The organism is Synechococcus sp. RedBA-s (assembly GCF_024345495.1).
Taxonomy (GTDB): Bacteria; Cyanobacteriota; Cyanobacteriia; order PCC-6307; family Cyanobiaceae; genus Regnicoccus_A.
Genome location: NZ_JAGQBF010000025.1, coordinates 1 through 20,876, shown reverse-complemented (window position 1 = coordinate 20,876; position 20,876 = coordinate 1). Strand labels below are relative to the sequence as shown.

General features: G+C 69.1%; 22 protein-coding genes. 12 read left to right on the top strand and 10 right to left on the bottom strand.

Translation table 11 applies throughout. From position 1 onward, the window contains the following. Window positions 1–22 precede the first annotated feature (22 nt). Window positions 23–643 (bottom strand): GIY-YIG nuclease family protein, encoded by a 621-nt coding sequence (locus KBY67_RS10995; RefSeq protein WP_255111093.1) that lies wholly within the window; start codon window positions 641–643, stop codon window positions 23–25. Between the two features lie 2 nt (window positions 644–645). Continuing rightward, a complete protein-coding gene (locus tag KBY67_RS10990; protein WP_255111073.1) occupies window positions 646–1,362 on the bottom strand; it encodes a hypothetical protein in 717 nt (238 codons plus the stop codon). A gap of 131 nt (window positions 1,363–1,493) precedes the next feature. Between KBY67_RS10990 and KBY67_RS10985 the strand changes: the two genes are divergently transcribed. The 5 genes from KBY67_RS10985 to KBY67_RS10965 all read left to right on the top strand — a co-directional run bounded on the left by KBY67_RS10985 (window position 1,494) and on the right by KBY67_RS10965 (window position 5,988). Continuing rightward, window positions 1,494–1,820 (top strand): DUF1825 family protein, encoded by a 327-nt coding sequence (locus KBY67_RS10985; RefSeq protein WP_255111072.1) that lies wholly within the window; start codon window positions 1,494–1,496, stop codon window positions 1,818–1,820. Between the two features lie 87 nt (window positions 1,821–1,907). After that, a complete protein-coding gene (tyrS, locus tag KBY67_RS10980) occupies window positions 1,908–3,143 on the top strand; it encodes a tyrosine--tRNA ligase (protein WP_255111071.1) in 1,236 nt (411 codons plus the stop codon). Continuing rightward, complete coding sequence (gene pyrF / locus KBY67_RS10975) at window positions 3,140–3,895, top strand: orotidine-5'-phosphate decarboxylase (protein WP_255111070.1); 756 nt, start codon at window positions 3,140–3,142, stop codon at window positions 3,893–3,895. Before tyrS ends, pyrF begins: the two co-directional genes overlap by 4 nt. A gap of 17 nt (window positions 3,896–3,912) precedes the next feature. After that, entirely contained in the window at window positions 3,913–4,623 is a 711-nt protein-coding gene (locus tag KBY67_RS10970; protein WP_255111069.1) for a superoxide dismutase, read from the top strand. A gap of 6 nt (window positions 4,624–4,629) precedes the next feature. Continuing rightward, complete coding sequence (locus KBY67_RS10965) at window positions 4,630–5,988, top strand: 1-acyl-sn-glycerol-3-phosphate acyltransferase (protein ID WP_255111068.1); 1,359 nt, start codon at window positions 4,630–4,632, stop codon at window positions 5,986–5,988. A gap of 18 nt (window positions 5,989–6,006) precedes the next feature. On the opposite strand, the gene KBY67_RS10960 is transcribed toward KBY67_RS10965, so the two are convergent. From KBY67_RS10960 to hpf, 5 genes are read right to left on the bottom strand one after another with little or no spacing between them, the layout of a single operon-like run. Beyond that, window positions 6,007–7,230 (bottom strand): glycosyltransferase family 4 protein, encoded by a 1,224-nt coding sequence (locus KBY67_RS10960; protein ID WP_255111067.1) that lies wholly within the window; start codon window positions 7,228–7,230, stop codon window positions 6,007–6,009. 28 nt (window positions 7,231–7,258) lie between these two features. Further along, window positions 7,259–8,659 (bottom strand): MFS transporter, encoded by a 1,401-nt coding sequence (locus KBY67_RS10955; protein ID WP_255111066.1) that lies wholly within the window; start codon window positions 8,657–8,659, stop codon window positions 7,259–7,261. 13 nt (window positions 8,660–8,672) lie between these two features. Beyond that, the gene (locus tag KBY67_RS10950; RefSeq protein WP_255111065.1) at window positions 8,673–9,500 is read right to left on the bottom strand and encodes a DNA repair protein RecO; all 828 of its coding nucleotides are present in this window, start codon (window positions 9,498–9,500) and stop codon (window positions 8,673–8,675) included. Continuing rightward, window positions 9,500–10,183 carry a deoxyribose-phosphate aldolase gene (gene deoC, locus KBY67_RS10945; RefSeq protein WP_255111064.1) on the bottom strand — a complete coding sequence of 228 codons (684 nt, stop codon included), beginning with the start codon at window positions 10,181–10,183 and terminating at the stop codon, window positions 9,500–9,502. The genes KBY67_RS10950 and deoC overlap by 1 nt, the downstream gene beginning before the upstream one ends. A 24-nt stretch (window positions 10,184–10,207) precedes the next feature. After that, the gene (gene hpf / locus KBY67_RS10940; protein WP_255111063.1) at window positions 10,208–10,795 is read right to left on the bottom strand and encodes a ribosome hibernation-promoting factor, HPF/YfiA family; all 588 of its coding nucleotides are present in this window, start codon (window positions 10,793–10,795) and stop codon (window positions 10,208–10,210) included. A gap of 53 nt (window positions 10,796–10,848) precedes the next feature. On the opposite strand from hpf, the gene lipB reads away from it, so the two are divergent. The 5 genes from lipB (at window position 10,849) to queA (ending at window position 16,690) form a co-directional block, all read left to right on the top strand. Next, on the top strand, window positions 10,849–11,526 hold the full coding sequence (lipB, locus tag KBY67_RS10935; RefSeq protein WP_255111092.1) for a lipoyl(octanoyl) transferase LipB: 678 nt from the start codon (window positions 10,849–10,851) through the stop codon (window positions 11,524–11,526). A gap of 29 nt (window positions 11,527–11,555) precedes the next feature. After that, on the top strand, window positions 11,556–13,547 hold the full coding sequence (locus KBY67_RS10930) for an AMP-binding protein (protein WP_255111062.1): 1,992 nt from the start codon (window positions 11,556–11,558) through the stop codon (window positions 13,545–13,547). 69 nt (window positions 13,548–13,616) lie between these two features. After that, on the top strand, window positions 13,617–14,060 hold the full coding sequence (locus tag KBY67_RS10925; protein ID WP_255111061.1) for a YlqD family protein: 444 nt from the start codon (window positions 13,617–13,619) through the stop codon (window positions 14,058–14,060). Window positions 14,061–14,128: 68 nt separating this feature from the next. Further along, window positions 14,129–15,502 (top strand): dihydrolipoamide acetyltransferase family protein, encoded by a 1,374-nt coding sequence (locus KBY67_RS10920; protein ID WP_255111060.1) that lies wholly within the window; start codon window positions 14,129–14,131, stop codon window positions 15,500–15,502. Window positions 15,503–15,550: 48 nt separating this feature from the next. After that, on the top strand, window positions 15,551–16,690 hold the full coding sequence (queA, locus tag KBY67_RS10915; RefSeq protein ID WP_255111091.1) for a tRNA preQ1(34) S-adenosylmethionine ribosyltransferase-isomerase QueA: 1,140 nt from the start codon (window positions 15,551–15,553) through the stop codon (window positions 16,688–16,690). A gap of 12 nt (window positions 16,691–16,702) precedes the next feature. On the opposite strand, the gene KBY67_RS10910 is transcribed toward queA, so the two are convergent. The 3 genes from KBY67_RS10910 to KBY67_RS10900 all read right to left on the bottom strand — a co-directional run bounded on the left by KBY67_RS10910 (window position 16,703) and on the right by KBY67_RS10900 (window position 18,582). Further along, window positions 16,703–17,305, bottom strand: a complete 603-nt coding sequence (locus tag KBY67_RS10910) for a superoxide dismutase (RefSeq protein WP_255111059.1) — start codon at window positions 17,303–17,305, stop codon at window positions 16,703–16,705. A 201-nt stretch (window positions 17,306–17,506) separates the two neighbouring features. Then, window positions 17,507–18,175 (bottom strand): FKBP-type peptidyl-prolyl cis-trans isomerase, encoded by a 669-nt coding sequence (locus KBY67_RS10905; RefSeq protein ID WP_255111058.1) that lies wholly within the window; start codon window positions 18,173–18,175, stop codon window positions 17,507–17,509. Between the two features lie 65 nt (window positions 18,176–18,240). Continuing rightward, the gene (locus tag KBY67_RS10900; RefSeq protein ID WP_255111057.1) at window positions 18,241–18,582 is read right to left on the bottom strand and encodes a phasin family protein; all 342 of its coding nucleotides are present in this window, start codon (window positions 18,580–18,582) and stop codon (window positions 18,241–18,243) included. Between the two features lie 35 nt (window positions 18,583–18,617). Between KBY67_RS10900 and KBY67_RS10895 the strand changes: the two genes are divergently transcribed. Then, entirely contained in the window at window positions 18,618–20,084 is a 1,467-nt protein-coding gene (locus KBY67_RS10895; protein WP_255111056.1) for an apolipoprotein N-acyltransferase, read from the top strand. A 210-nt stretch (window positions 20,085–20,294) separates the two neighbouring features. Beyond that, the gene (locus KBY67_RS10890; RefSeq protein ID WP_255102974.1) at window positions 20,295–20,669 is read left to right on the top strand and encodes an AbrB family transcriptional regulator; all 375 of its coding nucleotides are present in this window, start codon (window positions 20,295–20,297) and stop codon (window positions 20,667–20,669) included. The last annotated feature ends 207 nt before the right edge of the window (window positions 20,670–20,876 follow it).

The window sequence follows — 20,876 nt, the reverse complement described above, 5'->3', positions numbered from 1 at the left end:
GCCGCGATCGTAGCGACGGCACTCAGACGGGATCAGCGGTGAACGGGGTGCTCCAGCGCTGGCGGGTCTCCTTGTTGAACGGGGGCTGCCAGCGGCGGATCAGGGCCTGCTCCAGGGCCCGCCTGGGCTGCACAGCGGCCGGTACATCGCAACAGAAGCGGATGCTGCAGCGGCACTCCAGGCCCGCCTGACCCAGGGCCTCGCCGTAGGCCGCCAGGTAGCCCTTGCAGTCGTGCTCGCCTTTCCAGCGCCGGTCGGCCTGGCCGGTCTCGCCCACGTAGAGCAGCAGCGGCGCGGCCAGCCGCGGTGGCCGGTCCATCACCAGGTAGAGGGCAGGGCCCAGCTGGGGCGGATCGGGCCAGCGCCAGAACTGCAGGTTCTGGGCCTCGAAGGCCAGGGGATCGAAACGGGCGGCCCGCTCCTGGGGCTCCCCATGGCTGCCGCTGCTGGCCTCGGCGCCGAAGAGAGTGCCTTGCTGGTGTTCGCTGGCGCTGCCGTCGAACAGGGGAGCCTGAAAGTCAGCCAGGCGCTGTTGCCACTCCAGCAGCTGCTGCCGCAGCAGCGGCGGCGCCGTTGGACCCAGACCATCACCGCTGGCCAGGGGGGCGCCCTGGAACAGCTCCTGCTGGCGCCCGCTGGCCATGGTCAACGGGAGGCCGGCGGCCGGGGCGGCCTCGGCAATTCCGGGCCGATGGGGCCCTGGCCGAAGCTCACCCGCCCGATCAGGCCCTCCACCAGCTCGGCCGGCAGTTGCAGGCGCTGCTGCAGATCCGCCAGGTCGCGGAAGGGGGCGCGGCTGCGCTCCTGCAGCAGACGCCGGCAGCGCGACTCCTCCAGGTCCAGCGGGCCCTGGAGCTGTTCGGCCCTGCAGCGGTTCAGATCCAGGGTCGGCGGCTGCGTCGCCGGCGCGTCGCCATACCAACGGAACTCCAGCAGCGGCGTCCAGCTGCGGATCAGCCCCGCCTCGACGCCCAGCAGCTTCTGGAGATCCTCCGGCCCGCTCAGCTGCACGCCACCGCTCTGCAGACGCAGCAGCAGATCCACCTGGGTGGGGGTGCAGCCCGGCAGGCGCAGCCAGTCGGCGGCGGTGGCGCGGTTCACATCCAGGCGCCAGCCCAGGGCAGCGGCCTGGAGCACCTGCTGGGCGTTCGCCAGCCGCAGGCCTGGATTCTGGGCGAGTTTGAGGGCCAGCAACTCACGCTCAACGCTCTCGTCGGCCCTGGCCTGCGGCTGAGGGGCCTCGTGCTTCGACGATTCGGCCTTGGTTGGTTTGGCCTTTGGCGGGTCCGGCGCACGGGGGATCTGACCCGTGGCCTCCAGCAGGCTGCGGGCGAGGGGATCCAACCAGTGCCCCTTGGCCATGGCGGTGGCCCCGCTCCGCGCAACTGGTGCGAAGTTAGCGGCTGTGGCGGGAGTGTTACGCCAATCCGTACTCGCCCAACGCGGCGGAGGCCCCCAGAATCGTCGTCATCGCCTCATGCCTGGCACGCCCCATGGCCTTCTTCGAATCCGAAATCGTTCAGGACGAAGCCAAACGGCTGTTCACCGATTACCAGCACATGACCCAGCTGGGGGGCGATTACGGCAAGTTCGACCGGGAAGGCAAAAAGCTGTTCATCGACCAGATGGAGGGCCTGATGGGCCGCTATCAGGTGTTCATGAAACGGTTTGAGCTCTCCGAAGACTTCCAGGCGAAGCTCACCGTTGAGCAATTGCGCACCCAGCTGGGGCAGTTCGGCATGACACCCGAGCAGATGTTCAGCCAGATGAACCAGACCCTGGAGCGGATGAAGCGCGAACTGGAAGCCAGCGGCACCTGAACCAGGATCTCAGCGCCAGAGCCTTGATGCCAGCGCCAGTGCCCGCCGCTCGGCTGCCTACGATCCGCGCCAATGAAGTGTGCATTGATGGGGCAGGCATTGCCGCCTTGGCTGGAGCGGGGACTGGCTGACCTCTTTCCCGCCGGGGAGTCGGCGGATCCGGATCAATCCCTGGCCGCGCGCCTGCAGCAGGCCGCAGGGGCCGAGCGGCCCCTGCGCATCAAGCTCGGCATCGATCCCACCGGCAGCGACATCCACCTGGGTCACTCGATCCTGTTCCGCAAGCTGCGGGCCTTCCAGGACGCCGGCCACACCGCCGTGCTGATCATCGGCGATTTCACCGCCCGCATCGGTGATCCCAGCGGCAAGAGCGCCACCCGGGTGCAGCTGAGCGCGGCCGAAGTGGAAGCCAATGCCGACACTTACCTGAGCCAGCTGGGTCTCGGTCAGCCCTCCGAGCGGGCCCTGCTTGATTTCACCACTCCCGGTCGCCTGGAGGTGCGCCGCAACAGTGAGTGGCTGGCGGGCCTCGACCTTCCCCGGGTGATCGAGCTGTTGGCCACGTCCACCGTGGGTCAGATGCTGGCCAAGGAGGAGTTCGCCAACCGCTACGGCTCCGGCACCCCCATCTCCCTGCACGAGTTCCTCTATCCGTTGCTCCAGGGCTACGACTCGGTGGCCGTGGCCTCCGACCTGGAGCTGGGGGGCACCGACCAGAAATTCAACGTGGCCATGGGCCGCGATCTGCAGCGCCATTTCGGCCAGCGGCCCCAGTTCGGTCTGCTGCTGCCGATCCTGCCGGGGCTCGACGGGGTGCAGAAGATGAGCAAGAGCCTGGGCAACACCGTGGGGCTGAACGAGGGACCGCTGGCGATGTACTCCAAGCTGGAGAAGGTGCCCGACGCGGTGGCTGCTCACTACCTGACCCTGCTCACCGACCTGGATCCGGCCCACTGGCCCAGCAGCCCGCGGGAGCGTCAGAAGTCCCTGGCCCTGGCGATCACGGCGTCGCGCCATGGCCTCGAGGCCGCCAGCGCCGCCCAGGCCGATGCTGCCAATCTGGTGGCTGGGGAGATGAAGGCCCAAACGGTGCCGGAGGCCTCCCTTGCTGCCATCCCATTTCCCGCCAAGGCCTTCCATCTGCTCAGTTCCCTGGGCCTCTGCGCCAGCAGCAGTGAGGCACGGCGTCAGATCCAGGGCGGCGGGGTGCGCCTTGATGGTGAGAAACTCACCGACTTGACCCTTGAATTCAGTGCCGCCTCGGAGCTGGAGGGCAAGGTGCTGCAACTGGGCAAGAAAACCTTTGTGCGGCTGGTGCCATGAGCCTCACCACGTCGTTGTCTCCGGTCAGCGGAGCCGCCGCCGAGAGGGTCATCGTGGCCCTCGATCGGCCTGATGCCCCCTCGGCCCTGGCCCTGGTGGCCTCGATCCCTGATCTGCGCTGGGTGAAGGTGGGGCTGGAGCTGTTCTGCTCCGCCGGCCCGGACGTGGTGCGCCAGCTGCGAGGCCAGGGCCTGCGGGTGTTCCTCGATCTCAAGTTCCACGACATCCCCGCCACCATGGCCGGCGCCTGCCGCAGTGCCGCCCGGCTCGGGGCTGAGCTGATCACGGTCCATGCCTGCGCGGGCCATGAGGGCCTGGCGGCCGCCCAGGCCGGTGCCCTCGAGGGGGCGGCCCAGGAGCATCTCGATGCCCCCACCCTGCTGGCGGTCACCGTGCTCACCAGCTGGGATGCGACGCGCTTCAGGGCGGAGCTGGCGGTGGAGGAAGCACCCGAGGTCTACGTGCCTCGCCTGGCGGCCCTGGCGGTGGCCGCTGGGATCGGCGGTGCGGTCTGCGCCCCCCAGGAGGTGGCGGAGCTGCGCCGAGTCCACCCCGAGCCCTTCGTTCTGGTGACCCCCGGCGTGCGCCCTGCCGGAGCGCCGGCGGGCGATCAACGACGGGTGATGGGTCCTGCGGCCGCCCTCAGCGCCGGAGCCAGCCGGCTGGTGATCGGCCGGCCGATCAGCGCCGCTGCCGATCCAGCTGCCGCCTTTGCCGCCTGCTGCGCCGAGCTGTCCATACTTGAGCCCTGATCAGCCAGGCTGAACCGATGCGACGGACCCTTGGCGCCCTGCTGGCACTGCCTCTGCTGCTGGTGCTCCTGCTCTGGCCTGGCCCGGGGGCCTGGGCGGCGGCGCCGGTTTTCACGCTCCCGGCCCTGCCCTATCCGGCCGATGCCCTGGAGCCGGCGATCGATGCCACCACGATGTCGATTCACCACGACCGCCATCACCAGGCCTATGTGGACAACCTCAATGCCGCCGTGGCCAGGGATCCGGCCCTCAAGGGCCTCAGCCTTGAAGCGCTGCTGGCGCGGGCCGCTGGGGCCCCGGCGGCGGTGCGCAATAACGCCGGTGGCCACTGGAACCATTCGTTTTTCTGGGCGTCACTTACCCGCCCCGGCCAAGGCGGTGAACCCAGCGCGGCCCTGCAGGAGGCCCTGATTCGCGACTTCGGCTCGATCGAGCAGTTCCGCGCCGCCTTTCGGGTCGCCGGCCTATCTCGCTTCGGCTCCGGCTGGGTGTGGCTGATCAGCGATTCCGCCGGTCAACTTCAGCTGGTCTCCACCCCCAACCAGGACAATCCGCTGATGGACCTGGCTCCGGTGGCGGGCACGCCACTGCTGGCCAACGACGTCTGGGAGCACGCCTACTACCTCCAGTACCAGAACCGCCGCGCTGACTACCTCGAGGCCTGGTGGTCCGTGGTGGATTGGTCAGTGGTTTCTGATCGCTACGCCGCCCACCTGATCGCCTCCTGATCGCCCATGCCCCGCGCAGGGATCCAGGCCGCCCAACCGGCCCTTCGCTTCATCCCGCCGGACTACAAGCGCTGGGTGCTCTGGCTCTGCCGGGCGGCCTTGCCATGGCTGCTGCGTTCGCGGGGTCTTGTGCAGGTGGAGACCACCGGGGGTGAGCACCTCGCGCAGTTGTTTGCGGAGGCCCAGGGCGGCCGCAGCCGCCTGCTGATCGCCTTTCGCCACCCCAGCACCACCGATCCGCTGGTGATGGCCCAGTTGCTCTGGCGGGAGGTGCCGCGGGCCGCCCGGCGCCATGGACTGGAGTTGAAGGGTCCGGTCCACAGCCAGTTCCTCTACGACCGCGGCATCCCGCTCTGGGCGGGGGAGGCCGCCGGCTGGATCCTCTCGAAGCTGGGCGGCATCCCGATCCAGCGGGGCAAGCTCGACCGGCTCGCCCTGAAGACGGCCCGCGACCTCTTCGCCCACGGCCCCTTCCCCCTGGCGATCGCCCCGGAAGGCGCCACCAACAACCACGGGGAGCTGCTCAGTCCGCTCGAGCCCGGCCTGGCTCAGATGGCCTTCTGGTGCTGTGAGGATCTGGCGGCGGAGGGGCGCCAGGAGCGGGTGCTGATCGTGCCGATCGGGCTTCAGTACCTCTCCACCAGCGACGACTGGGGGGCGATCGATCGCCTGCTGGGGCGCCTGGAGGACCTGCTGGGCGCCACCACGGCGCCCGCCCCGTTGTCGGCCGATGTTCACCAGGCCGCAGAGCACCGCTATCGCCGCTTGATCAGCCTCTCGGAGCGGCTGCTCTCGCTGCTGGAGGGCTTTTATCAGTCTGGGGAGTTCGCCAGTGATGCCACGCCTGCGGGCGAGTTTCCCGGGCGGCTGAACCGCCTGCGTGAGCAGGGCCTGGCCGTGGCGGAGGCCCACTTCCAGCTCTCCCCCCGGGGCAGTGTGGCGGAGCGCTGCCGCCGCATCGAGCAGGCGGGCTGGGCCTGCATCTACCGCGATGATCTGGAGGAACTCTCCGAGGTGGAGCGCAGCCTGGCCGACTGGTCGGCGCAGGAAGCGGACATCCGCATGGGCCACATGCGCCTGGTGGAGCACGTCGCCACCGTGGGCGGCTCCTATGTGGCCGAGAAGCCCAGCATCGATCGCTACGGCGAAGTGCTGATGATCCTCTGGCGGGTCATCGCCTGGATCCGTGGCCGCGAGCAGGAGCGTCCGCCAGCCCTGGGCCCCTGGCGGGTGCGGATGGTGGTGGCGGAGCCCATCGATGTGGGCCAGAGCAGCGGCACCTACCGCCGCGACCGCCGCGGGGCCGTCGACCGGCTCACCGCTGAGCTGCGCGAGCGCCTGGAGGCGGCGATCGGCTCAGGCTGAGGCAAAAGTGGCTGAGCTTCAGGCGGCAAGGCTGCCCTGGGGCACCAGTTCGGCATAGAGAGCCTCCAGCTGCTCGATGTTGCGGGCCAGGGTGTAGCGCTCCAGAACCCGCTCCCGGGCCCGGCGACCCAGTTCGGCGGTCAGCACCGGTTGATCGCGCAGCACCGGCAGCAGCGTGCGTAGTTGGGTGGTCACCCCCTGGGTGCTGATGACGATGCCGGCCCCTCCCTCCAGCACTTCGCCGTCGGCGCCGGCATCGGTGGCCACGCAGGCGGTGCCGCTGGCCATCGCCTCCAGCAGGGCCAGGGAAAGACCCTCCACCAACGAGGGCAGCAGGAAAACATCGGCCGCCTGCAGCAGGGCCACCCGCTGCTGCAGGTTCGCTTCGTAGCCCCACCAGAGCACGTCCTGCTCGTCGCTGTTGCCCTGCAGGGCCTGGCGCAGGGGGCCATCGCCGACGATCACCAGCAGGCAGCCCGCCGGCCGCACCAGCCGCCAGGCCCGCAGCAGCGCTTCCACGTTCTTCTCAGTGGCCAGTCGTCCCATGTAGAGGAAGACGCGGCGCTGGCCCAGGCGGCTGCGGAGGCTGACCAGTTCCCGCGAGGGTGTGGTCGGCTCGGGGGGGCACCAGAGGCCTGGATCCACCCCGTTGGGGATCACCGCCAGGCGCTCCTCGCGCACCCCCAGCCGCGCCAGCACCTCGGCCTGCAGTTCGGAGAAGACGATCACCCGATCGAAGCGGGCCAGGGCCGGGGCGTAGAGCTGGTAGGTGAGCTGCTGGGTGCCGGCGGTGATGTTGCGCAGACCGGCGTCGAAGGCGGGATGGAAGGTTGCCACCAGCGGCACCCCCAGGTACTGGCAGAGGTCCGGCAGGCGGAAATCCAGGGGGGAGAGGGTGAGGCTGGCGTGCACCAGGTCGGGGCGCAGGCGCTCCAGGGATTCGCGCAGCTCCCGCTGGGCCCCAGGCGAGGGGATCGTGTACACCTGGGACTTCACCAGGTAGGACAGGGCCACATCTGGGGTTCGGTCACCGGTGAGATTGCTGGCCACCGGGCTGCGCTGCTGGTTGGCCTCCACCGGCTGATTCGGATCCCAGGAGCGCCCCAGGCCGGTGGCAGGGGTGTCGAAATGGATGAAGCTGACCTGATGGCCGTGTTGCCGAAGCCGCTCGGTGGTCGAGAGGCTGTAGGTGACGTTGCCGCAGAAGGGGGACTTCTTGCCCAGCCACGCAATGTGGGCCAACGGTTCAGGCCTCGTCCTGGCGGAAACGCTAGCAGCGCTGCCAGGGCTTCTCGATCAGCGCGGCGATCAGGGTGACCGCCGCCAGGCCCCACAGCACCGGCATCAGGCCGTAGCGGCTCACCACCGCCCCGGCCAGCACCAGGGGCAGGCTGAGGGCCACGTTGATCAAGTTGTTCTGCAGGCCGAAGACCTTGCCGCGCATCTCCTCCGGGGTGTCGTCCTGGATGGTGGTCTGCGACGGAATCGCCACCAGCGCCGCGCCGATGCCCAGCAGGCCGCAGAGGCCGAGGGTGAGCAGCAGGCTGCCCCGTCCCTGGCCCAGCAGCACCAGGCTGAAGGCGATCATCGCCAGGCCGGTGGAGGCCATGCGCCGGCGGTTGAGGCCCTGGCCCAGCTGGGCCACGCCGAGGGCGCCGCAGGCCATGCCCACGCCGCTCATGGCCAGCAGGGTGCCGAAACGGGTGGGACCGAGCCCTTCGATGGCCGAGGCCAGGCTGATGGCCAGCACATACAGGGCCGCCAGGATGCTGTAGAGCAGCACCAGTTGCAGCAGGGCCCGCCTGACGCTGGCCCGCTCACGCAGTACCTCGATGCCCTCGGCGATCTCACTCCAGACGCTGGTGCCCCGCTCCACCTTCTCTGGCTCCTCCATCTGGATCGTGCTGATGAACACGGCCGCCAGGCCGTAGCAGAGCGGCAGCAGCACGAATTCACCGCCACCGATGCCGATGGCCTTGAGGCTGGAGCGCAGCAGCCGCAGCACCGGATCGCCCAGGGCGAAGCCCACGATCGTGGCCCCCATGCTGGTGGCCTGATACAGCGACATGGCCGCCAGCATGCTTGGCCTCGGCACCAGCAACGGAATGGCGGCCTGCTCGGCCGGCGCGAAGAACTGGGTGAGTACCGACTCCAGGAAGGTCATGGCCACCAGGCCCCAGTAGCCCCAGGTCAGCCCCAGCCACTGGGGGCCGGGCAGCAGCGCCAGGGGGGCCAGCAGGGTGAGGCCGGCCCGCAGGGCGTTGGAGGCCACCATCACCTGGCGTTTGGGCCAGCGGTCGGCCCAGACACCGGCCACGGTGCCCAACAGCATCGCCGGCACGGTGTTGGCCACGTAGATCCCCGTGGCCAGCAGGGTGATCATCTGGGCGCGGGTTTCGAAATCCAGCCGCAGGCTGGCCGCCGCCTCGGCCAGCACCATGTTGTTCTGGGGGGTGTCCGTCACCCAGTACTGGGCGATCAGGAACACCATCAGCACGATGTAGAACTTGTCGGCCAGCTGGGAGAAGACCTGCCCCAGCCAGAGCCTGCGGAAGTCGGGGAGGGCCAGCACGGCCTGCAGCCCGTCGGTGCGCGAGCCACTGGCCTCTCCAGCGGCGGGGCTGGTCTCCTCGGAGGGTTCCGGAGGGGGGGTGGCGGTCGGCCGGGACAATCCGCTCCAGGTGTCAGTCGTTCGGCGGCAATGATGGCGCAGCGCCATGGCGCCCCTGCGCCTCGGCGCTGAAGCAGCCCTGCAGCAGTCCCAGGGCCTTGCCCCGCCGGCCCAGGTGCTCCTGGCACCACACCTGCACCAGCTGCAGCAGCCGCAGCCAGACCCAGGCCGGTCCCATCAAGGTGCCGTCGCGGCAGCGGGGCAGGGCGGGACGCGGCAGCCGTTGCAGCAGGGCCAGCTCCGATGCGTTCAGCACCAGCATCGCCCCGGTCACCGCGCCGATCACCAGCCCCTCACTGGGCAGCAGGCTGCAGCGCCAGTCACGGTTGCCCAGGGGGGGCGCCAGGGGCTCGCCGCTGCGGGCGCAGCGCTGCAGCGGCAGCCCGTAGCCCCCCAGCGCCAGCAGGTGCACATGTCCCTGCACGGCGAGCGCCAGGGCTTCGAGGGAGTCCTGGCGCTCCGACACCACCAGCTCCAGGCGGCGCAGCTGCAGGGTGAGGTCGTCGAGGGCTCCGGCCAGCCCATCGCCGTCGGCCACCAGCTGCAAGCAGAGCTCCGCCAGCGATTGGGCGGCGGCAAGGGTCTCCAGGCGCTGACCCAGTTGGCTGAAGTTGTGGATCACCCGCAGCTGGCGCACCCGCCGCAGGCCGCGGCCACCGCCCACCTGAAGCCGCAACAGGGACAGGGGCACCGCCGCCGCCAGGCTGCTGCGAGGGCGTCGGGCGCCCGGCACCGCCAGCCGGCAGAGGCCGCCGTTGTCGCTGAGCAGGGTGAGCAGCCGGTCGTGCTCCCCCAGGGGACCGCATTTGAGCGAGAGACCCTCCAGCGATTCCTCGGGCATCAGGCCGGGGCGCGCATGGCCTCGATCAGGGCGATGCCGCGGCTGGTGCCCAGTCGTGTGGCACCGGCGGCCACCAGATCAAAGGCCTGCTCCAGTCCGGCGATGCCACCGGACGCCTTGATCCCCGCCCGTCCCCGGGCCAGCTCGCGCAGATGGCTCACCTGCTCAGGGGTCACGGCTGGGCCGAAGCCACTGCCGGTCTTGAGGAAGGCGGCCCCGGCATCGATCGAGGCCTCCACCAGCAGCTCCAGGGCGGCTGGATCCAGCCGCCCCACCTCCTGGATCACCTTCACCGGCAGACCGAGCTCCACGATCGAGCCCAGCTCCTGGTAGATCGAGCCGCCGTCACCATCGGCGAGGGCACCGAAATCGGGCACCACATCGAGTTCGTCGGCGCCGGCGCTGGCGGCCGCCTCGGCTTCCGCCCGCTTGATCGACGCCGGCACCGCCCCAAAGGGGAAGGCCACCACCGCCACCAACTTGACGCTGCCGGCTCCCCCCAGCCGCTCCCGGGCGGCGGCCACCCAGCGGGAGGAGACGCACACCGCCGCGAAACCGTAGTGGCGAGCCTGATCACAGGCCTGCTGCACGCTCTCCAGGCCCCGGTGGGGATCAAGGAGGGCATGCTCGATCAGTGGGGCCAGATCGGGCAGGGGCCCCCTGAGCCTGGAGTCACGCGTCACGGGGCTGGGGCGATTCAGGAGGGGTCAGGAGTCTTTGGGCTGGATTACACCGAATCCACCATGGTTGCGGCGATAGACCACCTGGAGACCTCCGCTGGATTCCTCCCGGAACACATAGAAATCGTGGTCGATCAGCTCCAATTGGTGCAGGGCCTGATCCAGGCTCATTGACGGCATCGAGAAGTACTTGCGCCGCACCGCCGGTGCCGGCAGGGTGGGCTCCCGGCTGCCGATCAGATCATCGGGAAGAATTCCCTCCAGGCTGGGCTGTTCGGTATCGTCAACGCCATTGGCCGGGGATCCGGCTCCGTGGTGATCACTGAGGCGATCCTTGTAGCGGCGCAGCTGACGGCTCAGCTTGCCCGCCACCATGTCGATGCTGGCGTAGAGGTTCTCACTGCGTTCCTGGGCGCGAATCACCATCCCATTGGCATAAACAGTGACCTCGGCAGTCTGTTGCGCCACCCTGGGGTTGCGCGCCACGGAGAGATGAACATCAGCTTCTTTGACCAGGCCTTCGTAATGATTGATGGCACGACCGAGCTTTGCTTCCGTGTAATCACGGATGGCCGGTGTGACATCGAGATTGCGGCCGTGAATCAACAGCTTCATGGATCAGTCCCCTCGCTGGTCGTTCTGACCCAACTGTAGGAAGCGGTTTGCGCATAACTCCGGGCCTCGACGCAATCCTTGTTGAACCTGCCCTGCCGGTGCCGTTTGAGCAGGCCTGGATGTGGCAGCGGCAGTGGCAGGAGCGCCTCTTGGGAGACCCCGATGGCCCGGAAGCCCTGCTGCTGTTGCAGCACCCCCCCTGCTACACCCTGGGCCGCGGCGCCAGCGAGCGCTTCCTGGGCTTCGATCCCTGCGATCCCCCCGCCCCACTCTTTCGCATCGACCGGGGCGGCGAAGTGACCCACCACCTGCCCGGTCAGCTGGTGGCCTACCCGGTGCTGGCTCTGCAGCGTCATGGTGGTGATCTCCACCTCTACCTGCGTGAGCTGGAGGCGGCGGTGCTGGAGGTGCTGGCGGCCCTCGGGCTGAGGGGAGAACGGCTGGAGGGCCTCACCGGGGTCTGGCTGGAGGGGCGCAAGGTGGCGGCCATCGGTGTGGGTGCCCGCCGCTGGATCAGCCAGCACGGCCTGGCCCTCAATGTGAGCTGTCCGCTGGAGGGCTTCGGCGCCATCGTTCCCTGCGGATTGACGGGCCATGGGGTGACACGCCTGAGCGACTGGTGCCCGGAGCTGACGATCGCCACGGTTCAGCCCCTGCTGCGCCAGGCCCTGGCCCGGCGGTTCGGCCTGGAGCTCCGGCCACCGGAACCCGCGGAATGGCCGTGGCGGTGATAAGCCTGGGCCACGCATGCGACGCGACGATGGACGGCACCGCCTCGATCCTCTGGTCGGGGGACCGGCTCGATGAGCAGGCCCTGGCCCAGCGCGCCGACTGGGGCGGTCTGAAGGGACTCGAAGGCCTCTGGCCCGTCCTCGCCCAGCGCCATGGGGAGGCCATCGCCCTCGATGCACCCCATGCCCGTCCGCCGGAGCAGTTCTCCTACCGCGAGCTCAACGCCCGCATCCAGCGGGCGGCTGCGGCCTTCGCGTTGCTGGGCCTGAGGGAGGGGGATGTGGTGGCCCTGTTCTCGGAGAACAGCCCCCGCTGGCTGCTGGCCGACCAGGGGATCATGGTCTGCGGCGCCGCCGACGCGGTGCGCGGCAGCAGCGCCCCCCTCGAGGAACTGCGTTACATCCTTGACGACTCCGGCGCCGTCGGGCTGGTGGTGGAATCGGCAGCCCTGCTGGAGCGCCTGGGCCTGGAGCCCGCTGCCCTCGATCGGCTGCGCTTCGTGGTGCTGCTGGAAGATGAGGCCCCCGCTGGCAATGGCAGTGCTCCCTCGTGCCTCGGGCCGCGGCAACTGAGCTGGGACGCCTTCGAGGCCCTTGGCCTCCGTGAGGATGCCGAGGCGCCCCCCGCGCCGGTTCAGGGCCCTGAACGCCTGGCCACCCTGCTCTACACCTCAGGCACCACCGGCCGCCCCAAGGGGGTCCCCCTCAGCCAGGCCAACCTGCTGCACCAGCTGCGCACCCTGGGGGTGGCGGTGGCGCCGCGGCCGGCCGATCGCGTGCTCAGCGTGCTGCCGATCTGGCATGCCTACGAGCGCACCGCCGAATACTTCCTGCTCTCCTGTGGCTGCCGCCAGAGCTACACCACCCTCAAGCACCTGCGCCCCGACCTGCAGCGGGTGAGGCCCCAGTACATGATCAGTGTGCCGAGGCTGTGGGAGGCCCTGCTTGCCGGTTTCGAGGATGCCCTCGAGGCCATGCCCCCCTCCCGCCAGGGGCTGATCCGTCAGGCCCTGCGGCTGAGTCGCTGGCATGGCCAGTCGCGCCGGCGCGCCCTCGCCCTCACCCTGGAGCCCCAGCTGCCGCTGGGGCGGCTGGCCGCTGGCCTGGGCTGGCTGTTGAGCTGGCCGGGTCACGGCCTGGCCTCTGCCCTGCTCTGGCCCAAGGTGCGCCAGCAGCTCTCGGGCGGTGCCCTGCGCACGGCCATCAGCGGCGGTGGCGCCCTGGCCCTGCACGTGGATGGCTTCTTCGAGGCGATCGGCATCGAGCTGCTGGTGGGCTACGGCCTCACCGAAACCAGCCCGGTGCTGGCCTGCCGTCGCCCCTGGCGCAACCGCCGGGGCAGTGCGGGCCAGCCCCTGCCGGACACGGAACTGCGCATCGTCGATCCCGAGAGCGGCGTGCCGCTGGCCTGGCGGCAGCGGGGTCGGGTGCTCGCCCGCGGTCCCCAGGTGATGGCCGGCTACTTCGGCAAGCCCGAGGCCACCGCTGCGGTGCTGGATGGTGACGGCTGGTTCGACACCGGCGATCTGGGCCAGCTGCTGGCCGATGGAACCCTGGTGCTCACCGGCCGGGCCAAGGACACGATCGTGCTCAGTAGTGGCGAGAACATCGAGCCGGGTCCCCTGGAGGAGGCCCTGGTGGCCCATCCTCTGGTGGAGCAGGTGATGTTGGTGGGCCAGGACCGTCGCCAGCTCGCCGCCCTGGTGGTGCCCCGCGCTGACCCCCTGGCCGCCTTCGCCAGGGCTCTCCAGCTGCCCGTCCCCGGGACCAGCGCCGATGGCTCAGCCGATGGATCAGGCGTGGCCAAGGCCGATCGGGCCTTGCTCAAAGCGCTGAGTGGCGAATTCAACCGCCTGCTGGCGGCTCGCCAGGGCTCGCGGCCCGACGAACGCCTGGCTGGGGTGGCCCTGGTGGAGCCGTTCTCGATCGAGAACGGCTTGCTCACCCAGACCCTCAAGCAGCGCCGTGATCGCATCACCGAGCGCGATGGAGCGGCGATCGAGGCGATCTACGGGGGCTGAGCGCCGCCGGCTCCCTCGGTTGACCGCAGGGCGCCGGGCTGAGAGCCTGGTCATTGCGATTCCTCTCCCATGACTGACGGCCACACCCTCACGATCAAGCGCACCATCACCGTGCGGGCCGTGGTCACCCCCCGCTGGAAGGAGGACGCCGAACGGGAACTGAGTGCCGCGGTGAGCAACAGCGACCAGCAGCTCTCCCAGCTGGAGCAGGAGGGTCAGCAGCTGGTGGATGAGATCCGCCGCCAGAGCCTGAACCCGCTCGACCCCCGCGTGCAGGAGCAGGTGGCCTCGGTGCAGCAGCAGGTGGCGGCCAAGCGGGCCGAATTCGAGGAGCAGAAGCGCACCTTGATCGAGCAGCAGCGCCAGGTGCGCGATTTGGAGTTCGATCAGATCGTTGACCAGGGCCAGATCGAGGGCACCTGCAAGATCAAGGTGGGCGACAACCTGGTGGAAAAACTGCAGGTGGCCGTGCTGGTGCGCGACGGCGTGGTGGAGGCGATCGAGGGGGGCTGAACCCCCAGCGGCGACCAGGGAGGGGCCGCACGTAAAATCCAGACGCAGCCTGCATTGGGATCAGGACTTTGGCGACCCACGAAATCTTCATGCCCGCCCTGAGCTCCACGATGACGGAGGGCAAGATCGTGGAGTGGCTGAAGAAGCCCGGCGATCGCGTCGAGAGGGGCGAATCGGTGCTGGTGGTGGAGTCGGACAAGGCCGACATGGACGTGGAGGCCTTCCAGGAGGGCTTCCTGGCTTCGGTGTTGCTCCCCTCCGGCGGCACGGCCCCGGTGGGTGAAACCATCGGTCTGATCGTTGAAACCGAAGCGGAGATCGCGGCCGTCCAGGCTTCGGCGCCGGCCGCTCCTGCCGCGGCTACGGCGGCAGGAGCGGCCGCTGAGGCTCCAGCGCCCGCCCCCGCTGCAGCTGCGGCGTCAACCGCTCCCGCTGCTCCGGTTGTGGCTCCGGCGCCGGCTCCTGTGGCAGCAATGCCCGCAGCACCCCCCGTGGCGGTGGCCGCCGGCGGGCGGTTGGTGGCCACACCACGGGCGCGCAAGCTGGCTGGTCAGCTCGGTGTGGCCCTTGAGAGCCTGCGGGGCAGTGGTCCCCATGGCCGCATCCAGGCCGAAGACGTGGAGCGCGCCGCCGGCCAGGCCGCTGCTGTGCCCCGCGTGGCGGAGGGCACAGCAGCGGCGGTCACGGCCGCCCCGGCCAACGCTTCCGCCAACGGCTCCAGCACCGGCTCAAGGGCACCGGCTCCGGTGGGCCAGGCCTTCGGGCAGCCCGGCGACACCGTGGCCTTCAACACCCTGCAGGCGGCGGTGAATCGCAACATGCTCGCCAGCCTGGGGGTGCCTTGTTTCCACGTGGGCTACACGATCACCACCGACCGGCTGGATGCCTTCGCCAAGTCGGTGAAGAGTAAGGGCGTCACCATGACGGCCCTGCTGGCCAAGGCGGTGGGGGTGGTGCTCGCTCGCCATCCCCAGGTCAATGCCGCCTACAGCGAGGCCGGCATGGTCTACCCCCCCGCCATCAATGTGGCTGTGGCGGTGGCCATGGACGACGGAGGCCTGATCACACCGGTGCTGGCCGCGGCTGATCGCACCGATCTTTACAGCCTCTCGCGCTCCTGGGCTGATCTGGTGGCCCGCTCGCGCTCCAAGCAGCTCAAGCCCGAGGAGTACAGCACCGGCACCTTCACCCTCTCCAACCTGGGCATGTTCGGTGTCGATCGCTTCGATGCGATCCTGCCGCCTGGCACCGGGGCGATCCTGGCGGTGGCGGCCTCCCGCCCCGCCGTAGTGGCCGGCAAGGACGGCTCGATTGCCGTCAGGCGCCAGATGCAGGTGAACCTCACGGTCGATCACCGGGTCATTTACGGCACCCATGCCGCGGCCTTCCTCAAGGATCTGGCCCAGCTGATCGAAACAGCGCCTGAAAGCCTCGCCCTCTGATCGTCTGAGCGTGTTGTTGTTTCTTTGGCCCCAGCGGGCCCTGCAGCCCTGAGCGACCCGTCTGCTGATCTGCGGCTCTCCAGCTACGACTACGACCTGCCGCCGTCGTTCATCGCCCAGACCCCCGCCGAGCCGCGCCACAGTGCGCGGCTGTTGGCTCTGGGTCGCAGCGAGGAGCAGCTCAGGCACCTCAGTGTCTGGGATCTGTCGGCGGAACTGCGCCCGGGTGATCTGCTGGTGGTCAATGACACCCGGGTGCTCAAGGCACGGCTGCAGGCCCGCCGCGCCAGCGGCGGTGCCGTGGAACTGCTGGTGCTGCAGCCCTACGACAGCGCCGTTCCCCGCGAGGCCGCCGTGGCCTCCAGCGAGTGCTGCTGGATCTGCCTGGTGCGGCCGGCCAAGCGGGTGCGACCCGGCGAGGTGCTTCAGCTCGAAGCCGCCGGTCTGCCGTCCCTGCCCCTGGAGGTGGTGGCCCTTGATGAATCCAGCGGTGGGCGGGTGATCCGCTTCCCCCCTGGCTGCGTCGATGCCGCCTCGATCGAAGCGCTGTTGGAGCGCTACGGCGCGATGCCGCTGCCGCCCTACATCCAGCACCCGGATCCTGAGCAGGAGAGCCGCTACCAGACCCGCTACGCCACCCGGCCCGGAGCGGTGGCTGCCCCCACGGCGGGCCTGCACCTGAGTGATGAACTGCTTGAGGCGATCCGCGCCCGCGGCGTGGCCATCGCCACCGCCACGTTGCACGTGGGCATCGGCACCTTTCGGCCGCTGGAGGAGGAGGACCTCTCCAGCCTGGATCTGCACAGCGAATGGGTGGAGATCAGCCAGGAGCTGGTGGAGGCGGTTGCGGCCTGTCAGCTGCGGGGCGGGCGGGTGGTCGCCGTCGGCACCACCAGTGTGCGCAGTCTCGAAGGGGTGGCGGCGCTGCATGGCGGCCACCTGGTGCCCTTCCGCGGGCCGGTGAATCTGGTGATCCAGCCGGGATTCCGCTTCCAGCTGGTGCAGGGACTGCTCACCAATTTCCACCTGCCGCGCAGTTCGCTGCTGCTGCTGGTGAGTGCCCTGATCGGACGGCCGCGTCTGCTGGAGGTCTACGAAGAAGCGAAGCGGCAGGGCTATCGCTTCTTCTCCTACGGCGATGCGATGTGGATCGCCCCCGACGCCGTGCTGGAGGCGGCGAGCCCTTGAGGGCCTGGTGGATCAGGCGGCGGCCAGGTTGGCGGCCACAAAGTCCCAGTTGACCAGCTTGTCGAGGAAGGTGGTCATGTAATCAGGGCGTTTGTTCTGATAGTCCAGGTAGTAGGCGTGCTCCCAGACATCCATGGTGAGCAGAGCCTTCTGACCGTGGGCCAGGGGCAGATCCGCATTGGCGGTCTTGGTGATCTTGAGCGTGCCGCCATCGAGGATCAGCCAGGCCCAGCCACTGCCGAACTGGGTGGCGCCAGCCGCCTTGAACTGCTCCACGAAGGCCTCGAAACTGCCGAAATCGGCGTTGATCTTCTCGGCGAGGGCACCGCTGGGCGGCTGACCACCGCCAGCGGGCTTCATGCACTGCCAGTAGAAGCTGTGGTTCCACACCTGGGCGGCGTTGTTGAACACTCCTGCCTTGGAGGCATCACCAGCCACGGCGGTGATCACGTCCTCGAGGCTCTTGCCGTCAAGGTCGGTGCCGTCCAGCAGCTTGTTGAGGTTGGCGACGTAGGCGGCGTGATGTTTGCCGTGGTGAAACTCGAGGGTGTTCTCGGAAATATGGGGCTCTAGCGCGTTGATGGCGTAAGGGAGAGCGGGCAGCGTGTGAGCCATGAAAGTTCAACGAAGGGGACAACGGGCGGAGCCCATGGGGGGCTCCGGTTCAAGCAGCACGGCACAGACCTGGAGCTGAGTGCCGGCGGCACGTCGAGAAAAGCGCGCCGGCTCTGGAACCCGGGTCTGTGATTGATGGGACCATGAACAGCTTGACCGGCGATCCACCGGTGGCCCCATCCTAACGAGCCCAGCCGGAGCTCAGCCGCCGACTCCCAGCAGTTCCACCTCGAAGGTGAGGGTGGCGTTGGGGGGAATCACGCCGCCGGCCCCCCGCTCTCCGTAGGCCAGATCTGGGGGGATCACCAGCTTGCGCTTGCCGCCCACCTTCATGCCGGCCACGCCTTCATCCCAGCCCTTGATCACCCGACCGCCGCCCAGGGGGAAGGAGAAGGGGCCACGGCCGTAGCTGCTGTCGAACTCTTTGCCGTTGGCAAGGGTGCCTCGGTAGTTGACCTGGACCGCCTGGCCGCTGACGGCTTCTGCGCCCTCGCCTACCACCAGATCGGTGATGCGCAGGCCACTGGGGGTGACCACTTCCTTGGCGGCCACCAGTTCGCCACCCAGCCCGGCAGCTCCGGCCTGGGCCACAGCAGCGTCGTTGAGAGGGGAGGAGTCGTTGGGACTGTCGGAGGCCATGGTGAACAGCGAAGGATTGGGATCATCGGGGTCCAGCTCGATCCGGCCGCTGGGGGCGGCGGGACTGGCCGTTGCCACGACAACGGAACTGAGGGAGCTGGTGGTCTGCGAGGCCGTACTCACGGCATCGTTGCCGCTGGCCTCCACCGTGCTGGGGGAGATCAACTGACTGGCCAGGGCCAGCAGCAGGCAGGCAATGCAGACGCCGGTGCTGATCAGGATGTCACGCATGGGTCGGAGAAAGGCGGCCGGGCCGAGGGGAGCTGGGGGAGATTCTGCCAGCGCCGGAGGCGGTTTCAGTCGGGCACTTCAGCCGCTTCGCGCCGGTTGCGCAGTAGTTGCTCCAGCCGGTCGATGCGCCCCCGCAGCTCATCCACCTCGCGCTGGCGGGCCAGCCCGAAGTCCTGGAAGAAATGATCGATGTTGCGCTCCATCGTGCGCTCGGCCTGCTTTTCCAGCTCGGGGTTCTCCCCGCGCAGCGAGCGCATCACGTCGTCAACGAGCACCGTGGCTTCGCTGGGATCCAGGCGGCCACTCCTCACCCAGTCCTGGGTGACGTTGCGCAGGCGGTCGGCCACCAGGGAACTGGTGCCCAGTCCACGCAGGATCAGTTGCTGGAGCAGATTGTCCCGGTCCATGGCGGCAAGCGCTGACCATCTGATGATGTCGTTGCATGCCGGCGCAGGCCATGGGAGATGACCGGCGCTTCAGGGTGATCACCGCCCTGGCCGGCGCCCTGGCGGGCCTTTCCCTGGCGCCCCTGGGTCTGCCCCCCCTGCTCTGGCTGGCCCTGGTGCCCCTCTGGGGGGCCTCCCCGGTCGGCGCTGGCCTGTGGGGCGCCGCCGCGGTGCTGGTGAGCCATCGCTGGCTGCTCTGGCTGCACCCCCTCGACTGGATCGGTGTTCCGGGCCCCCTGAGCCTGCCCATCTGTCTGGCGCTGTGGCTGACCTGTGGCCTGGCCGGGGGGCTGCTGCTGTCCGGCTGGGGCTGGCTGGTGCACCGCCTCGGCCCCCGCCGCCTGGCCACGGCGCTGCTGGCCTCGGGGCTCTGGGGTCTGGCGGAGGTGCTGCTGGCCGCCGGCCCGCTGTTCTGGATCGGCCTGGGCACGTCCCCCCTGCCCGCCGACCGTCCCCTGGCCGGGCTGGCGGCGCTGGGGGGATCCGGTTTTGTGGCGGCCGTTCAACTGCTGATCGGCTGGTGCTGCTGGCGCACACTGGTGGCCCCTGCGGCCAGCCGCCGAGGTTGGGGGCTGGGCCTGATGGCCCTGCTCCTGTTCAGCCATGGCCTGGGCTGGAGCCAGTTGCGGCCAGAGCGAGCCGAGCGCGGCGAGCCCTTCCGGGTGCTGGTGTTGCAACCGGCAGTGCCCACCCGCGAGAAGTTTCAGCCCGAACGCCAACGGGATCTGCTGCTGCAGATCGCCACGGCCCGGCAGCAGGCGGCCGTCCTGGGGGTGCCCCTGCTGCTGCCGGAGGGAACGCTGGTGCTGGGGCAGTCCATGCCTGAGGCCGATGCGGAGGTGCTCAGTGGCGGCTTCCGCCTGGAGGGGGAGGAGTTGCGCAGCAGTGTGCTGCGCTTCGAGCCAGGAACGAGGGAGGCCTCTGGCTGGGTGGACAAGGCGCGGGTGGTTCCCCTGGGCGAATGGGTGCCCCTGGCAGGTCTCTGGCGCTGGGGCGGACTCTCGGCCGTGGGGGGTGTGGAGCCTGGGCCACCGTCGCGCTTGCTGAGGCGCCATGGCGGCAATCCGGCAGTGGCGATCTGCTACGAACTGGCCAGTGGCGAAGGCCTGCGCCAGGCCAGCGCGGCGGGGGCGAGCTGGTTGCTGGCCAGCGCCAATCTCGATCCCTATCCAGCTCTGCTGCGGGATCAGTTCACGGCCCTGGCCCAGCTGCGGGCCATCGAAGTGGGCCGCTGGTTGGTGAGCAGCGCCAACACGGGACCCAGCCTGGTGATCGACAGCCAGGGGTTGGTACGCGCGGCCTTACCGCCGGGACGTTCGCAGCTGGGGGTGTTCAAACTGGAGCGGCTGAAGCGAGCCACGACCTATCAAATCTGGCGTGAAGCGCCGCTGATCCTGATGATTCTGCTGGGGGGAGCCGGCTGTATCTGGTTTCAGCGCCCTCGCCGCGGCCAGTCTCACTGAACGGATCTCAGGGGTCTCGCCGGTGCAGAGAGGAGCCTGAAACTTCTCGGCCATGACTGAGCCGATCGCCATCAGGATGTCCTGAACGGGAATGCGCGATGGAGCGGATCTTTGCTGGAACTGAACTGGCCCAGTCGGGTTGCTTTGGCCGTCAACCTCAACCAATCCACGCCATTCAGTATGTTGGCTGTGATGTTCTCAAACAATGCCATGTTGACGGGTGCCGATCTGCTCGCGAAGGTCAAGGAGCTGGGTGAGGTAAGCAAATCGGAACTGGTGCGCTCCGCCGGCTATGTCAGCACCAAGAAGGACGGCAGTGAGCGGTTGAATTTCACCGCCTTCTACGAGGCTCTGCTGGAGGCCAAGGGCGTCAACCTCGGCTCCTCCGGTGGTGGCCAGGCCGCCGGCAAAGGTGGTCGCAAGCTCAGCTACATCGCCACGGTTCAAGGCAACGGCAATCTGCTGGTGGGCAAGGCCTACACCGCCCTGCTCGACCTCAAGCCCGGTGATGAGTTCGAACTCAAGATCGGCCGCAAGCAGATCCGCCTGGTGCCCGTGGGTGCTGAAGACGAAGGGGAGGAGTGATCCTCGGCCCGCTCGGCTGAAACAGCCGGGCGCCCGAGTGTTGGGCTCGGACGCCCAACACTCGGATAGCCAATAAAAAACCCCGCCGAAGCGGGGTTGCATCAAAGGCTTCAGTCAGGCGAGCCTGCTCTCAAGCCGGGGCCTGAGTGGAAACTCAGTAACGGCTACGGCCACCGCCACCGCCACCGTAGCCACCACCACCACCAC

Coding starts and splice junctions, on each gene's coding strand:
- KBY67_RS10995 (WP_255111093.1), bottom strand. CDS start 643: ATGGCCAGCGGGCGCCAGCAGGAGCTGTTCCAGGGCGCCCCCCTGGCC.
- KBY67_RS10990 (WP_255111073.1), bottom strand. CDS start 1,362: ATGGCCAAGGGGCACTGGTTGGATCCCCTCGCCCGCAGCCTGCTGGAG.
- KBY67_RS10985 (WP_255111072.1), top strand. CDS start 1,494: ATGGCCTTCTTCGAATCCGAAATCGTTCAGGACGAAGCCAAACGGCTG.
- tyrS (WP_255111071.1), top strand. CDS start 1,908: ATGGGGCAGGCATTGCCGCCTTGGCTGGAGCGGGGACTGGCTGACCTC.
- pyrF (WP_255111070.1), top strand. CDS start 3,140: ATGAGCCTCACCACGTCGTTGTCTCCGGTCAGCGGAGCCGCCGCCGAG.
- KBY67_RS10970 (WP_255111069.1), top strand. CDS start 3,913: ATGCGACGGACCCTTGGCGCCCTGCTGGCACTGCCTCTGCTGCTGGTG.
- KBY67_RS10965 (WP_255111068.1), top strand. CDS start 4,630: ATGCCCCGCGCAGGGATCCAGGCCGCCCAACCGGCCCTTCGCTTCATC.
- KBY67_RS10950 (WP_255111065.1), bottom strand. CDS start 9,500: ATGCCCGAGGAATCGCTGGAGGGTCTCTCGCTCAAATGCGGTCCCCTG.
- hpf (WP_255111063.1), bottom strand. CDS start 10,795: ATGAAGCTGTTGATTCACGGCCGCAATCTCGATGTCACACCGGCCATC.
- KBY67_RS10930 (WP_255111062.1), top strand. CDS start 11,556: ATGGACGGCACCGCCTCGATCCTCTGGTCGGGGGACCGGCTCGATGAG.
- KBY67_RS10925 (WP_255111061.1), top strand. CDS start 13,617: ATGACTGACGGCCACACCCTCACGATCAAGCGCACCATCACCGTGCGG.
- KBY67_RS10910 (WP_255111059.1), bottom strand. CDS start 17,305: ATGGCTCACACGCTGCCCGCTCTCCCTTACGCCATCAACGCGCTAGAG.
- KBY67_RS10905 (WP_255111058.1), bottom strand. CDS start 18,175: ATGCGTGACATCCTGATCAGCACCGGCGTCTGCATTGCCTGCCTGCTG.
- KBY67_RS10900 (WP_255111057.1), bottom strand. CDS start 18,582: ATGGACCGGGACAATCTGCTCCAGCAACTGATCCTGCGTGGACTGGGC.
- KBY67_RS10895 (WP_255111056.1), top strand. CDS start 18,618: ATGCCGGCGCAGGCCATGGGAGATGACCGGCGCTTCAGGGTGATCACC.
- KBY67_RS10890 (WP_255102974.1), top strand. CDS start 20,295: ATGTTGACGGGTGCCGATCTGCTCGCGAAGGTCAAGGAGCTGGGTGAG.